The organism is Streptomyces sp. NPDC002588, assembly GCF_040295925.1.
Lineage (GTDB): Bacteria > Actinomycetota > Actinomycetes > Streptomycetales > Streptomycetaceae > Streptomyces.
The window spans coordinates 1-14,253 of record NZ_JBEOWF010000034.1 but is presented as its reverse complement, the minus strand read 5'-3'; the positions used below and the strand labels follow the sequence as shown (position 1 = coordinate 14,253).

The following is a 14,253-nucleotide window of genomic DNA, read 5'->3' as shown; positions in this document are numbered from 1 at the left end:
CTTGCGACGAACGCTTCATGCAAGGGGAATGCGAACACCAAGAAGCGACCAAGTGACCGCTTTCTGGCCCGGTTTGACGGATACGTCCACCAAGTCAAGGGAAAACCCTATGGATTGGCTGAAAGTCGTACGCTAAGGGGTGGCACCCCGTGCCTTCAACATGCCCGCCATCAGATCGATTTCGGACTGCTGCGCCTCCACCATGCCCTGCGCGAGCCGCTTCTCCACGCCGACCGTGCACTTTTCCGCACAGCCCTCGGCCATGTGGACACCGCCCTTGTGGTGCGCGGTCATCAGCCGCAGGAAGAACACCTCGGCCGCCTTGCCGTTCAGCGTCCCGAGCTTCTTCAGCTCGGTGTCGGTCGCCATGCCCGGCATCAGCGCGCCGTCCTCGCCGTCGGCCATGTCGCCCATGCCCATCCAGGTCATCGGCGCCTTCGACGACACCTTCGGCAGCCCCCACAGATCGAGCCAGCCCAGCAGCATGCCCCGCTGGTTGGCCTGCGTCTGCGCGATGTCGTACGCGAGCCGGCGCACCTCCTCGTCGGACGTCCGGTCGCGCACGATGTACGACATCTCGACGGCCTGCTGGTGGTGCACGGCCATGTCCCGGGCGAATCCCGCGTCCGCCGAGTCGGCGGCGGGGGCCGCCGTGTCCGAGGTGCCGTCCTCGGCGACGGCGAAGGTGATCGCGCCGGCCGCGGCGAGCGCCGCCACCGCGGCCGACGCGATCCAGCCCGCGTGCTTCCTCACTTCATCGTCCCGCCGGTGCACGAGGCTCCCGGCTCGGGCGTCTGCTCGCCCTGCACGAACTGTTCGAAGAACTTGTCGACGTTCGGGTCCTTCGCACCGGTCACCGTGCGCTGCTTGCCCCACGCGGTGAGCATGATCGGATCGGCCTGCTCGTCGTCCGGGCTCATCAGTGTGTACGGCGTCTTCTTGACCTTCGCCGCGAGCGCCTCGACGTCCGCCTTCGAGGCCTTGGTCGTGTACGTCACCCAGACCGCGCCGTGCTCCAGGGAGTGCACGGCGTTCATGTTGTTGACGGGCTCGGTGTACACGGTGCCGTTGCAGTTCAGCCAGACCGGGTTGTGGTTGCCGCCGACGGGCGGCTCCATCGGGTAGTTCACGGTCTTGGTGACATGGGTGCGCCCGAGGGTGCCCTTCCATGTCCGCACACCGTCCGACCCGGTGACGAAGTGCCCGGAGGAGGCCTTGGAGTCGGAGGCGGCCTCGGAGCCGTCGTCCTTCTGCGACTGGATGAAGAACACGGCACCGGCGGTGAGCGCGGCCACGGCGACGACGCTGCCGGTGATCGTGAAGATGCGGTTCCGGCGCTCACGGGCCTTCTCGGCGCGCCGCATCTCCTCTATGCGCGCCTTGCGCGCCGCGCTGGTGGTCTTCTCGGCGGAACCCATGGGCCTGTCCTTCTGGGGGAAAGGGGGCGGGACGGTCGGGACGGTCGGGCCCGCTGATCGTAATGGGGGAGGAGGGCGTTGTCGTAGACAGGTCACGGCCAAGGAGCGGGTCGCGGGAAATCCGCCGGATAATTTGAAGGTGAGATGCGTATTATCTACCCTTCCTCTCATGCGGTTGCTGAGATCCACCGACCTGGCCCTGCGCGTCCTGATGCGACTCGCGGTCGCGGACGACACCACCCCCACCACACGCGAGGTGGCGGCCGCGATGGCGGTCCCCTACACGCACGCCGCGAAGGTCGTGGCCGAACTCCAGCACCTCGGCCTCCTGGAGGCCCGCCGGGGCCGGGGCGGCGGCCTGGCCCTGACGGAGAAGGGCCGCACCGCGTCGGTGGGCGGGGTGGTCCGCACCTTCGAGGGCGACGGCGACGTGGTCGACTGCGAGGGCACGACCCCCTGCCCGCTGCGCACCGGCTGCCGGCTGCGCGGCGCCCTCCGCCGCGCCCAGGAGGCGTTCTACGCGTACCTCGACCCGATCACGGTGGCGGACATCGTGGCGGAACCGACGGGCCCCCTGCTGCTGGACCTCACCGCCCCGCCCGGCTGACGCCGGGCGCCCGGGGAGGACTCGGGGGCCTGCGGGGAGGACTCAGCGGCTCGTGAGGACGACGAGCTGCCGGGTCGCCCGGGTCATCGCGACATAGCGGTCGACCGCTCCTCCGATGCCCGTCCCGAACCTCTCCGGGTCGACGAGGACGACCAGGTCGAATTCCAGCCCCTTCGACAGCTCGGGCGTCAGGGAGCGGACGCGGGGCGTCGCGCGGAACGCGGGGTCGCCGATGACGCAGGCGGTCCCGTCGGCATGCGCGGCGAGCCACGCGCCGAGGACCGAGTCCAGGTCCGCGGTCGATCCGTGGACCACGGGGATGCCGCCGGTACGGATCGAGGCCGGCACGTTGGCGTCCGGGAGCACGGCCCGGATGACCGGCTCGGCCTCCGCCATGATCTCTTCCGGGGTGCGGTAGTTGACGCTGAGCGAGGCCAGGCTGATCCGGTCGAGGCCGACCCGTCCGAGGCGTTCCTGCCAGGACTCGGTGAACCCGTGCCGGGCCTGGGCGCGGTCCCCGACGATGGTGAAGCTTCGGGACGGACACCGGAGCAGGAGCATCTGCCATTCCGCGTCGGTCAGTTCCTGCGCCTCGTCCACGACGACATGCGCGAACGGGCCGGCGAGCAGGTCCGGGTCGACGGCGGGCAGTTCGGACTCGTCGACCAGGCTGACCCGGGCGTCCTCGCCGCGCAGCATCGTGACCAGACCTTCGCCGTCGTCGCCGTCGGCGCCGGAGGAGGCCACGGCGTCGATCAGGTTGTCGACGACCTGCTCCATGCGCTCGCGCTGGGCGGCGATCACGGCCCGGTGCCGGCGCGACCGCCGGGCCGCCGCCGGGTCGCCGAGCCGCTGCCGTGCCGCGTCCAGGATCGGCAGGTCGGACACCGTCCAGGCCTGGGCGTCCGCGCGCCGCAGCCGTCGTACGTCCTCGGGGCCGAGCCAGGGTGCGCACAGCCGCAGATAGGCGGGGACCGTCCACAGGTCGCCGACCAGGTCGGCCGCCTCGAGCAGCGGCCACGCGCGGTTGAAGGCCGTGAGCAGTTCCCTGTCCTGCCGCAGCGACTTGCGCAGCAGCTCGGGCGAGGCGTCCCCGTCGTACCGGTCGACCAGGATCGTCAGCAGTTCCTCCCAGACCTGTTCGCGCGCATCGTTGTGCGGGGTGCCGGGTTCCGCCGCCTCGAACGCCAGGGCCCAGTCGTCGGGGCTCAGGTGCAGATCGGACCACTGGGTGGTGATCGTCATGCCCTCGGCGGGCGGCTCCTCGTAGAACCGGACGGCCGTCTCGACGGCCCTCACCAGGTCCGCGGACGACTTCAGGCGGGCCACCTCCGGGTCGGCCTCGACCGTCGCCGCGGCTCCCTCGGCGACGAGGTCGCGCAGGGTGCAGGTCTGCACGCCCTCCTCGCCGAGGCTGGGCAGCACATCGGCGACGTAGCCCAGGTAGGGCTTGTGCGGACCGACGAACAGCACGCCGCCCCGGCGGTGTCCGAGGCGCGGGTCGGAGTAGAGGAGGTAGGCGGAGCGGTGCAGGGCGACGACGGTCTTGCCGGTGCCCGGACCGCCGTCGACGACGAGAGCGCCGCGGGAACCCGCCCGGATGATGGCGTCCTGGTCGGCCTGGATGGTGCCGAGCACGTCCCGCATCCGGGACGACCGGCCCGCGCCCAGGCTGGCGATGAAGGCGGACTGGTCGTCGAGCGCGGCGTGCCCGGCGAAGGCGTCCGGGGTGAACACCTCGTCCCAGTAGTCGCTGATCCTTCCGCGGGCCCAGCGGTATCTGCGGCGGCTCGCCAGGCCCATCGGGTTGGCGTGGGTGGCGCCGAAGAACGGCTCGGCCGCGGGGGAGCGCCAGTCGATCAGCAGCCGGCGGCCGGCGCTGTCCGTGAGGCCGAGCCGTCCGACGTACACCGGCTCGGAGCCGTCCGCGCCGACCATGTGTCCGAGGCACAGGTCCAGCCCGAAGCGGCGCAGCGCGCGCAGGCGGGCGGTCAGCCGGTGGATCTCCGCGTCCCGGTCCATCGCCTGCCGGCCCAGGCCGCCGGGCGCCCGGCGCTCGGCGTCGAGGAGGCCGGACAGTTCCGCGATGGTCTGCTCGAGGCAGGCCGCGACGGCCGCGAAGTGCCGCTCGTCGTCGGCGATCAGCGCCGGGTCGGCCTTGGCGGCGAGGCGGTCGGGAAGGGCGAAGGCGCTGGTGGTCAGAGGGTTCACGTCATCGCTCCGGGTGGGGGTTGCCTGCGGTGTCTTCGCCGACCGTGTCCAGCGGCAGCCGCGCGGCCACCGTCGCCCCGCCGGCGCGGACCGTGGCGGCCACGGCGGCCCGTGCGCGGGTCTCGGGGGCCGGGGCCGTTTCGAGCGTGGCCGGCAGGGCCTCGAAGGCCGGAACCGGGCCGTCGTGCGCCGCACCGAACAGCACGCGCACCGACCGGCCGGCCGGCACCGGGTCCAACCCGACAATGGCCGCCGGCTCCCCGAACTCCTCGTCCGGCGGCGCGCACACCCGTACCTCCGCGACGCGTTCCCGCAACCGCACCGCGAGCGCCGCCATCGGCCGGACATCCCCGCGCGACCCGAAGGCCGAAAACAACACACGCACTCAGCGACTCCCGTTCACCGCGGATTACGGCTCAGGCCGGTGATTCTGCGGCACGACGGGGGCCTTGCCGCAAGGCCCCCCTTGCGCTATACGTTAAAAAGGGCAAGGGGTGCGAGCGGATTCCCCCTGGGCCGTGATGGGGGCCGTGATGAGGCCAGTCGGTCGCCGGGCGGCAGGTGTCAGGCCCCGGCCAGCCAGAGATCCGGCCCGAACACCTCGTAGTGCACGTCGGCCGGTGCCACCCCGTGCTCGATCAGCTGCGCTCGTACCGCCCGCATGAACGGCAGCGGACCGCACAGGTACGCGCGCGTGCCCGGCCGTACCGGTACATCCGTCAGGTCGACGAGGCCGGTACGGGCCTCCTCCGGGGCCTCCCGCTCGTACCAGAGGTGGACGGACACGTCCGGCAGCTTCGCCGCGTACGCCTCGTGGTCGGCGCGCAGGGCGTGGTGCGCGGGGGAGCGGTCCGCGTGGACGACGGTGACCGGGGCCCGGTGGCCGGCCGCCGCCAGCCCGGCCAGCATCGCGACCATCGGGGTCACCCCGATGCCGGCCGAGGCCAGCAGCAGGGGAGTGCTGTCGGAGCCGTCTGAGCCGTCTGAGCCGTCTGAGCCGTCGAGACCGGAGAGAACAAGGTCGCCGTACGGCTCGGACAGCTCCAGGACGCCGCCCACCTGCACGCACGCGTGGAGGTGGTTGGAGACCTCGCCCTCCGGGGTCGTGGCGTCGCCCGGGATCCGCTTGACGCTGATCTGGCGTACGGCGCCGGAGTCCGGTGCGCCGGACAGGCTGTACTGGCGTGCCTGGCGGGCGCCGTCGGGGAGCTCGACGCGCACGGAGACGTACTGCCCGGGGCGGAAGGGCCGCACGGGGCCGCCGTCCGCCGGGCTCAGCCGGAAGGTGACGACGTCCTCGGTCTCCGTGACCCGCTCCACGACCCGCCACCCGCGCCACCCGCCGCCCGCGCTCTCCTCGTACAGCCGCCGCTCGATCGCGATCAGGGCGTTCGCCATCAGCCAGTAGACGTCGGTCCAGGCGGCCGCGACCTCGGGGGTGACGGCCTCGCCGAGGACCTCCGCGATCGCGGCGAACAGGTGCTCGTGGACGAGGGCGTACTGCTCGGGGGCGATGCCCAGGGAGGCGTGCTTGTGGGCGATGCGGGCGAGCATCGCGTCGGGGCGGCTGTCCGGGTGGTCGACGAGGTGGCCGGCGAAGGCGGCGATCGAACCGGCCAGGGCCTGGCGCTGGGTGCCGGCGGCCTGGTTGCCGCGGTTGAAGAGGTCCCGCAGCAGCTCGGGGTGAGCGGCGAAGAGGCGGGCGTAGAAGCGCTCGGTGATCTCGCCGATGGCCGCGCCCACGGCGGGGAGGGTGGCGCGGACGGTGGCTGCGGACTGCTCGGACAGCATCGGGGGTCTCCTCGGGGTCGCAGGGGCGCACGGGCGGCGCTCCCACCGCTGCGTACGGTAGTTAAACTTGCATCTGGGATGCAAATTTAGCAGGTGGAGATGAGACGGGGGAGGCCGGGCATTACGGATGTCAGTCCGAGCAGGCAAGATGGGCGGCAGAGCAGTACACCCGCCGGACGCGAGGCGTTCAGGCCCCGGTCGCCATGGCGATCATGGTCGGCAATGCGCACGAAATGGTGTTGTGGTGGGATGCTCAGGTGCCCGACCGCCTTTCCGTGGGACGGGAATCAGGCGGCCTGACCAGCAAGGATGGGGAAGCGGAAGATGGACAAGCAGCAGGAGTTCGTGCTCCGGACGTTGGAGGAGCGCGACATCCGGTTCGTACGCCTGTGGTTCACGGACGTGCTGGGCTTCCTCAAGTCCGTCGCCGTGGCCCCGGCCGAGCTCGAGCAGGCGTTCGACGAAGGGATCGGTTTCGACGGCTCCGCGATCGAGGGCTTCGCCCGGGTCTACGAGTCCGACATGATCGCCAAGCCGGATCCGTCCACCTTCCAGGTGCTGCCCTGGCGCGCCGAGGCCCCCGGCACCGCCCGCATGTTCTGCGACATCCTCATGCCGGACGGCTCCCCCTCCTTCGCGGACCCGCGCTACGTGCTCAAGCGCGCCCTCGCCAAGGCCTCCGACCTGGGCTTCACCTTCTACACCCACCCGGAGATCGAGTTCTTCCTGCTGAAGGACCGCCCGCTGGACGGCTCACGCCCCACGCCCGCCGACAACTCCGGCTACTTCGACCACACCCCGCAGAACGTGGGCATGGACTTCCGCCGCCAGGCGATCACCATGCTGGAGTCGATGGGCATCTCCGTCGAGTTCTCCCACCACGAGGGCGCCCCCGGCCAGCAGGAGATCGACCTGCGCTACGCCGACGCGCTGTCGACGGCCGACAACATCATGACGTTCCGCCTGGTCATGAAGCAGGTGGCACTGGAGCAGGGCGTCCAGGCGACCTTCATGCCGAAGCCGTTCTCCGAGCACCCCGGCTCCGGCATGCACACCCACCTCTCGCTCTTCGAGGGCGACCGCAACGCGTTCTACGAGTCCGGCGCGGAGTACCAGCTCTCCAAGGTCGGCCGCTCCTTCATCGCGGGCCTGCTGAAGCACGCCGCCGAGATCGCCGCCGTCACCAACCAGTGGGTCAACTCCTACAAGCGCATCTGGGGCGGCTCAGAGCGCACCGCCGGCGCCGGCGGCGAGGCCCCCTCGTACATCTGCTGGGGCCACAACAACCGCTCGGCCCTGGTCCGCGTCCCGATGTACAAGCCCGGCAAGACCGGCTCCGCCCGCATCGAGGTCCGCTCCCTCGACTCCGGCGCCAACCCCTACCTGGCGTACGCCATGCTGCTCGCCGCCGGCCTCAAGGGCGTCGAGGAGGGCTACGAACTCCCGCCGGGCGCCGAGGACGACGTCTGGGCCCTCTCCGACGCGGAGCGCCGCGCGATGGGCATCGAGCCCCTCCCGCAGAACCTCGGCGAGGCCCTGACCCTGATGGAGCGCAGCGACCTCGTCGCCGAGACCCTCGGCGAGCACGTCTTCGACTTCTTCCTCCGCAACAAGCGCCAGGAGTGGGAGGAGTACCGCAGCGAGGTCACCGCGTTCGAACTGCGGAAGAACCTGCCGGTGCTGTAGGGCTGCGCCGCCTCGCTGTAGGGGCGTGGGATTGCGGCGCGGGTCTGCGGGGGTGCTATCCGGCCCCCGCCAGGTCGGCCAGGACCTTGTGCAGGGGCTGCGTCGACCTGCGGCGGTACTCCTGGACGGCCCAGCCGTTGCCGTCCGGGTCCCTGAAGTACATGAAGGTGGCGCCGTCGTCCGGGGCGTACCGGACCGGTTCGGAGATCTCCAGGCCGCGTTCGAGGAGTTCCGCGTGGGCCGCCTTGATGTCGGTCACGCAGAGCTGGAGGCCCTGGTAGGAGCCGGGGGCCGGGCGGGGGCCCTCCATCGTCTCCCAGATCGTGTCGCCGAGCGCGATGGAGCAGCCCGACCCCGGGGGCGTCAGCTGGACGATCCGCATGCCGGGCATGACCTCCTGGTCGATGTCCACATGGAAGCCGACCCGGTCCCGGTAGAAGTCCCGGGACCGGTCGATGTCGCTCACGGGCAGCGGGATCACTTCGAGCGTGTACAGCATGCTGTTCCTCTCCGGTTACCGCCGGTCGTCGGACCGTCGGCGCGAACGGCTGGACGGCTCCCCCCACCGAAGCCCAGAACGCGGCGCGGCGCCACCGAGAGGACCGGGTTCCGGCGCAGTCGGTTCTCGACCGGCGCCCCCGCACCGGCAAGGACATCGGCCGGGATTCCGGCAAGGACCTGCCGTGGCCCGAATTCATCGGTTCCCGCTCCGGCGCCCGCGTCGGCCACTCCGGTTACGCTCGGGACAGTGCGACCTTGATCCGACGGGCCGTACGCAGGTGGTCCAAGGGTCCGACGGGAGGCCGGGATGATGGCGCCGGGGCGCAGGAGCAGTACCTTCACACGGCTGCTGCGGCACGGCTTCACGGATCCCTCGGCGGCCGAGCGGCTGTTGGACGGGCCCGAGCTGGCAGCGATGCGCAGCGATCCGTTCCTGTTGGAGGCGCTCGGCGCGACCGCCGATCCCGATCTCGCGCTGCACGGTTTCGTAAGGCTGGTGGAGGCGCAGCCCGGCCCCGCCGCGAGACGCGAACTACTGGACACCGTGATAGCGGCGAAGCCCCTGCGGGACCGGCTGCTGGGGGTGCTCGGGGCGTCCGCCGCGCTCGCCGACCATCTGGCCCGGCATCCGCGGGACTGGGAGGCACTGGTCACCTACGAGCCGCGGGATCTGCATCCCGGGGTTGAGGAGTTCGAGCGCGGGCTCGCCGGGGCGGACGATCCGGTGTCGCTGCGGGTCGCCTACCGGCGGTGTCTGCTGTCGATCGCGGCCCGGGACGTGTGCGGCACGACCGATGTGGCCGAGACCGCCGCCGAGCTGGCCGACCTTGCCACCGCCACCCTGCGGGCGGCGCTCGGCATCGCGCGCGCCGCCGCCCCCGACGACGCGGCCCTGTGCCGGCTCGCCGTCATCGCGATGGGCAAGTGCGGCGGACACGAGCTGAACTACGTGTCCGACGTGGACGTGATCTTCGTCGGGGAGGCCGTGGAGGGGGCCGACGAGGGGAAGGCCCTGCGGGCGGCCACCAAGCTCGCCTCGCACATGATGCGGATCTGCTCCGAGACCACGGTGGAGGGGTCGATCTGGCCCGTCGACGCCAATCTGCGGCCCGAGGGGCGCAACGGTCCGCTCGTGCGGACCCTCAGCAGTCATCTCGCCTACTACCAGCGGTGGGCCAAGACCTGGGAGTTCCAGGCCCTGCTCAAGGCCCGGCCGGTGGCGGGCGATCCGGCGCTGGGGGCCGACTACGTCGCCGCGGTCGAGCCGCTGGTGTGGAAGGCCGCCGAGCGGGAGAACTTCGTCGCCGACGTGCAGAAGATGCGCCGGAGGGTCGTCGAGAACATTCCGGCCGGTGAGATCGACCGGGAACTGAAGCTCGGGCCCGGCGGGCTGCGCGACGTCGAGTTCGCGGTGCAGCTGCTCCAGCTGGTGCACGGGCGGTCCGACGTCTCGCTCAGGAGCGGGACCACGCTGGACGCGCTGCAGGCGCTCGCCGCGGGCGGCTATGTGGGGCGCGTCGACGCGGTACAGCTCGACGACGCGTACCGGTTCCTGCGGTCCATGGAGCACTGCATCCAGCTGTACCGGCTGCGGCGGACCCATCTCGTGCCCGAGGGCGAGGACGATCTGCGGCGGATCGGACGGTCGCTCGGGCTGCGGGCCGATCCGGTCGCGGAGCTGAACCGGGAGTGGAAGCGGCACGCGGCCGTCGTACGGCGGCTGCACGAGAAGATCTTCTACCGCCCGCTGCTCGACGCGGTCGCCCAACTCTCCCCCACCCTCGAATTCGCTCGGGCGGGGGGACCCCCGTCCGGGGAGGCCCGGCTGAGCCTGGAGGCGGCTCGGGAGCGGCTGGTCGCGCTGGGGTACGCCGATCCGGCGTCCGCGCTGCGGCACCTGGAGGCGCTCACCTCGGGAGTCTCCCGCAAGGCCGCCATCCAGCGGACCCTGCTGCCCGTGCTGCTCGGCTGGTTCGCCGACTCCGCCGACCCGGACGCCGGACTGCTCAACTTCCGCAAGGTGTCGGACGCGTTGGGCAAGACCCCCTGGTATCTGCGGCTGCTCCGGGACGAGGGGGCCGCCGCCGAGAACCTCGCGCGGGTGCTGTCCGCGGGGCGGCTCGCTCCCGATCTGCTGTTGCGGGCTCCCGAGGCCGTCGCCCTGCTCGGTGACGGCGACGGCGACGGTGGCGGGCTGCGGATCCGCGAGCGGGCGCCCCTGGAGCAGGAGATCCTGGCCACGGTGGGGCGCGCGGAGAACGCGCAGCAGGCCGTCACCGCGGCCCGCGGAGTGCGCCGGCGCGAGCTCTTCCGTACGGCCGCCGGGGACATCGTCAGCTCGTACGGGACCGAGACCCGGCCGGCCGAGCCCGACCAGGGCGCGCTGGTGGACCGGGTGGGCGCCGCCGTGTCCGATCTGACGGCGGCCACCCTGGCCGGGACGCTCCGGGCCGTGGTGCGCGAGGGCTGGGGGGACACCCTGCCCACCCGGTTCGCCGTGATCGGCATGGGCCGGTTCGGGGGCCACGAGCTGGGCTACGGGTCGGACGCGGACGTGCTGTTCGTGCACGAACCCCGGGAGGGCGTGGACGAGCGGGAGGCCGGTGAGGCCGCGAACCGGGTCGTCTCCGAGATGCGACGGCTGTTGCAACTGCCCAGCGCCGACCCGCCGTTGCTGATCGACGCCGATCTGCGGCCCGAGGGGAAGTCCGGGCCGCTCGTACGGACGCTGAAGTCGTACGAGGCCTACTACCGGCGCTGGTCCCTGGGATGGGAGTCGCAGGCGCTGCTGCGGGCCGAACCGGTTGCCGGAGACGAGGAGTTGGGGCGACGGTTCATCAACCTCATCGATCCCCTGCGATACCCGGTGGAAGGGCTGGGGGAGGAGGCCGTACGGGAGATCCGGCGGCTCAAGGCCCGTATGGAGTCGGAGCGGTTGCCCCGGGGCGCCGATCCCAAGCTGCACACCAAGCTCGGGCCGGGCGGCTTGTCCGACGTGGAGTGGACCGTGCAGTTGCTGCAGTTGCGGCACGGGTGGGCGGAGCCAGGACTGCGCACCACCCGCACCAGGGAGGCGCTGGCGGCGGCCCGCGCGGCCGGGCTCATCTCGGCCGTGGACGCCGGGACACTCGACGAGGCCTGGGTGCTCGCCACCCGGGTGCGCAACGCCGTGATGCTGGTCCGGGGGCGGGCCGGGGACACGTTTCCCTCGGAGAGCCGTGAACTCACCGCTGTGGGACGGTACCTGGGGTACGGGCCCGGGCGGGTGGGGGAGCTGCTGGACGGGTACCGGCGAACGGCCAGGCGGGCGCGGGGAGTTGTGGATCAGCTGTTCTACGAGGGGTGACCACACCCCTGTCGCGGTCACCCCTCACCGGCCCCTGCCGTCCCCGTCAGGCGTCCTCCGCGGCGAGCGCCCTGCGCTTGTCCGCGAGGTAGCTCGCGACGGTCTTCCGGTCGGCCGCCGTCAACATGCGCCGCTCGACGGCTCGTTGCACGTCCCGGACGGCCTCGTCGAGACCGGTCTCGGCCTGGCACGCGGCGTCGGCGCTCGCCGTGCGGATCTCGTCGCGGCCGAGAGCGCGCAGCGCGTCCGGATCCTTCGCGGCCGCGGACAGCCGGGAGTCGATGGCCGCGCGCGGCGCCTGCAGGTCGGTCACCCGATGCCCCGCCTTCGTCATGCACGAGGCCCAGCGCCGCACGGCGGCCCGGTAGCCGGTGTCCTTCTCGACGGCGCCGATCACCTGGTTCGCCAACCCGGTGGCGACGGGAGCCACCGTGTTCCAGTCCGGCCCGTACGTGTCGGTACGCGCCTGCGCCACACAGCCGTCCGTGGAGTACTCGAGGCGGGTTCCGTCCGGCAGCGCGATGCTCACCCGGTGCTTCGACGTGCCGGTCAGGGCCCGCTGCCAGGCCGGCTCCCGGGATTCGGAGGCCGGACGGGGGGCGGACCGCAGATAGAGGTACTCGCCGACGATGCCGTACCCGTCCTGGGCAGCCTTCGCCGCGGTGAGCAGGCCGTACGGGTTGGTCTCCTCGCCGCGCGCGGACGCGGTCCGGGGCTGCACCGTGTAGCTCTGCCCCTTGGAGGTCATGCACGCGGCGACGGCACGCTCCTCGCGGTTGTACAGCCGTACGGCGTCGGCGTGGCTGAACGCCGTGGCCCCGGACAGCGGGCGGACGTCGAGCCCGGAGGGCCCGCGGCCGGGCTCCCCCTGGGGGGAGCAACCGACCGCTGCCGACACCAGGATCACCGCGAGGAGTGTCCGCCGCGCCGTGGATACGTTCACACGCACCAGTCGTTCGAGGCGACGTTGTGCCACCACACCGTGTTCGCCAGGGAGCCGTTGTAGTAGCCCCGGGCGAGCACGTAGCTGGAGCCCGTGTAGCCCAGGCCCGAGTAGATGCGGACGTTGCAGCTGTTGCCGTTGTTGTACAGCGACTCGGCGTTGTTGAACTTGTTGTACTGGAGCAGGTTCGAGTTGTCGGCGTAGACCACGCCGGGGTCGCCCGAGCCGTTGACGCCGAGGTAGGCGCACAGCGCCCCGGAGGGACAGTCGGACAACGCCGCGTTCGCCGGGCCGGCCGTGGCGAGTGCGCCGGTGGCGACCAGGGCGATGCTCCCGACGGCCATGCCGGTCCTGGCGAGAATCCGCTTCATGCTCAAGGTTTCCTCCATCGATCAGGTCCACGCCCCGGTGGGGCGGGTTGCCATGCACACGCTGTGCCAGGGATCTTGTCGAAACCTTGCGGTGCTGTTCAGCGGGGGTCGCAGGGGTCCGTCCGCGGGGTTCGCGAGTGGTTCATCAGGCCCTCGGGGGTCCCCGTCGAACACGCCCGGCGGGCCGACTCCCGCCGCCTTCGGCCCGAACCCGGTGGAGGCCCCGGCGGACGAAGCGGCGCGGGCACCCGCCCGAGGGGAGGACCGGCGTCAGCCCTTGGTCGGCAGCAGAGAGGCGCCGCCCGCCCGTCTCGCGGGCACCCTCCGTGGCAGCGCGTACGGCAGGCTGCCGTACCAGAGGCGGGCCACGGTGAAGCCGAAGGCGAGGCAGAGGAGGCCGCCCACGGCGTCCAGCCAGAAGTGGTTGGCCGTGGCGACGATGACCACCAGGGTCGCCACCGGGTAGAGCAGCCCCAGGACGCGCACCCAGGGCAGCCGCGCCAGCGCGAAGATCGTCAGGCCGCACCACACGGACCAGCCGATGTGCATGGACGGCATCGCGGCGTACTGGTTCGACATGTGCTTGAGGTCGCCGGAGGCCATCGAGCCCCAGGTCTGGTGGACCGCGACCGTGTCGACGAAGTCACCGCCCCGCATCAGGCGCGGGGGCGCCAGCGGGTAGAGGTAGTAGCCGACGAGGGCCACCGCCGTGGTCGCGAAAAGCACCAGACGGGTGGCGGCGTACCGGCCCGGATGACTGCGGTAGAGCCACACCAGGACACCCAGGGTGACGATGAAGTGGAGCGTCGCGTAGTAGTAGTTCATGCCCACGACGAGCCAGGTCACCGAGTTCACGGCGTGGTTGGTGTACTCCTCGAAGGCGATCCCCAGCCCGTGTTCGGACCGCCAGATCCAGTCCGCGTTGCGCAGCGCCGCGGAGCGCTGCTCCGGGACCGCGTTGCGGATCAGTGAGTACGTCCAGTAGCTCACCGCGATGAGGAGGACCTCGAACCAGAGGCGGGGACGGCGCGGGGTGCGCAGCCGGGCGAGCGGGCGCCCGGGCTCCTCAGCCGTGACGGGCTGTGGAGCGGCCTGGTCACGGCCTTCCAGCGGCGTCACGGTCGATTCACCCATAGACACAAAGTCTGCCAGAAAAGCCCTCTCGGCCCGATCATCCTCCGGTCGGGTCCGACCCGCATGTCCTACGGCGCACAGACTCCATCGTCTCCTACCGCCGCAGTGGAGGAAACCCCTGTTTCTCCACCCTGGGGATGATTCCGGCCCAAGGGCTGTCCCGTAATCCCCGGCGGGCGCGCGACGACAGCTACGGCACCTCGCCGCGTTGTCGGAACATCCGCATACATCCAGTATGCGGATGC

At 71.6% G+C, this 14,253-nt stretch carries 12 protein-coding genes; 3 read left to right on the top strand and 9 right to left on the bottom strand.

The genetic code is table 11. The annotated features are described in order from the left end of the window. Positions 1-132 precede the first annotated feature (132 nt). Both ABT057_RS32510 and ABT057_RS32505 read right to left on the bottom strand, forming a co-directional pair. Entirely contained in the window at positions 133-753 is a 621-nt protein-coding gene (locus tag ABT057_RS32510) for a DUF305 domain-containing protein (RefSeq protein ID WP_352347232.1), read from the bottom strand. Continuing rightward, entirely contained in the window at positions 750-1,418 is a 669-nt protein-coding gene (locus ABT057_RS32505) for a thioredoxin-like domain-containing protein (protein ID WP_352347231.1), read from the bottom strand. Before ABT057_RS32505 ends, ABT057_RS32510 begins: the two co-directional genes overlap by 4 nt. 169 nt (positions 1,419-1,587) lie before the next feature. Between ABT057_RS32505 and ABT057_RS32500 the strand changes: the two genes are divergently transcribed. Beyond that, positions 1,588-2,025 (top strand): RrF2 family transcriptional regulator, encoded by a 438-nt coding sequence (locus ABT057_RS32500; RefSeq protein ID WP_352347230.1) that lies wholly within the window; start codon positions 1,588-1,590, stop codon positions 2,023-2,025. A 42-nt stretch (positions 2,026-2,067) separates the two neighbouring features. Here the strand turns inward: ABT057_RS32500 and helR are convergent, their stop codons facing one another. From helR to ABT057_RS32485, 3 genes are all read right to left on the bottom strand, one after another. After that, the gene (gene helR, locus ABT057_RS32495) at positions 2,068-4,236 is read right to left on the bottom strand and encodes an RNA polymerase recycling motor ATPase HelR (protein ID WP_352347229.1); all 2,169 of its coding nucleotides are present in this window, start codon (positions 4,234-4,236) and stop codon (positions 2,068-2,070) included. 1 nt (position 4,237) lies between these two features. Further along, the gene (locus ABT057_RS32490) at positions 4,238-4,573 is read right to left on the bottom strand and encodes a hypothetical protein (protein WP_352347228.1); all 336 of its coding nucleotides are present in this window, start codon (positions 4,571-4,573) and stop codon (positions 4,238-4,240) included. Positions 4,574-4,800: 227 nt separating this feature from the next. Continuing rightward, entirely contained in the window at positions 4,801-6,027 is a 1,227-nt protein-coding gene (locus ABT057_RS32485; protein WP_352347227.1) for a globin domain-containing protein, read from the bottom strand. A gap of 324 nt (positions 6,028-6,351) precedes the next feature. Here ABT057_RS32485 and glnA2 point away from each other — a divergent pair, with 324 nt between their 5' ends. Next, positions 6,352-7,713 (top strand): gamma-glutamylpolyamine synthetase GlnA2, encoded by a 1,362-nt coding sequence (glnA2, locus tag ABT057_RS32480; RefSeq protein ID WP_352347226.1) that lies wholly within the window; start codon positions 6,352-6,354, stop codon positions 7,711-7,713. Between the two features lie 55 nt (positions 7,714-7,768). On the opposite strand, the gene ABT057_RS32475 is transcribed toward glnA2, so the two are convergent. Beyond that, a complete protein-coding gene (locus tag ABT057_RS32475) occupies positions 7,769-8,212 on the bottom strand; it encodes a VOC family protein (RefSeq protein WP_352347225.1) in 444 nt (147 codons plus the stop codon). 309 nt (positions 8,213-8,521) lie between these two features. Between ABT057_RS32475 and ABT057_RS32470 the strand changes: the two genes are divergently transcribed. Continuing rightward, on the top strand, positions 8,522-11,560 hold the full coding sequence (locus tag ABT057_RS32470) for a bifunctional [glutamine synthetase] adenylyltransferase/[glutamine synthetase]-adenylyl-L-tyrosine phosphorylase (protein ID WP_352347224.1): 3,039 nt from the start codon (positions 8,522-8,524) through the stop codon (positions 11,558-11,560). A gap of 46 nt (positions 11,561-11,606) precedes the next feature. On the opposite strand, the gene ABT057_RS32465 is transcribed toward ABT057_RS32470, so the two are convergent. From ABT057_RS32465 to ABT057_RS32455, 3 genes are all read right to left on the bottom strand, one after another. After that, positions 11,607-12,503, bottom strand: a complete 897-nt coding sequence (locus ABT057_RS32465; protein WP_352347223.1) for a hypothetical protein — start codon at positions 12,501-12,503, stop codon at positions 11,607-11,609. After that, positions 12,500-12,874: a peptidase inhibitor family I36 protein gene (locus tag ABT057_RS32460; RefSeq protein WP_352347222.1), complete on the bottom strand. Its 375-nt coding sequence runs from the start codon at positions 12,872-12,874 to the stop codon at positions 12,500-12,502. The genes ABT057_RS32465 and ABT057_RS32460 overlap by 4 nt, the downstream gene beginning before the upstream one ends. A 270-nt stretch (positions 12,875-13,144) precedes the next feature. Next, complete coding sequence (locus tag ABT057_RS32455; protein ID WP_352347221.1) at positions 13,145-14,008, bottom strand: phosphatase PAP2 family protein; 864 nt, start codon at positions 14,006-14,008, stop codon at positions 13,145-13,147. Between the last annotated feature and the right edge of the window lie 245 nt (positions 14,009-14,253).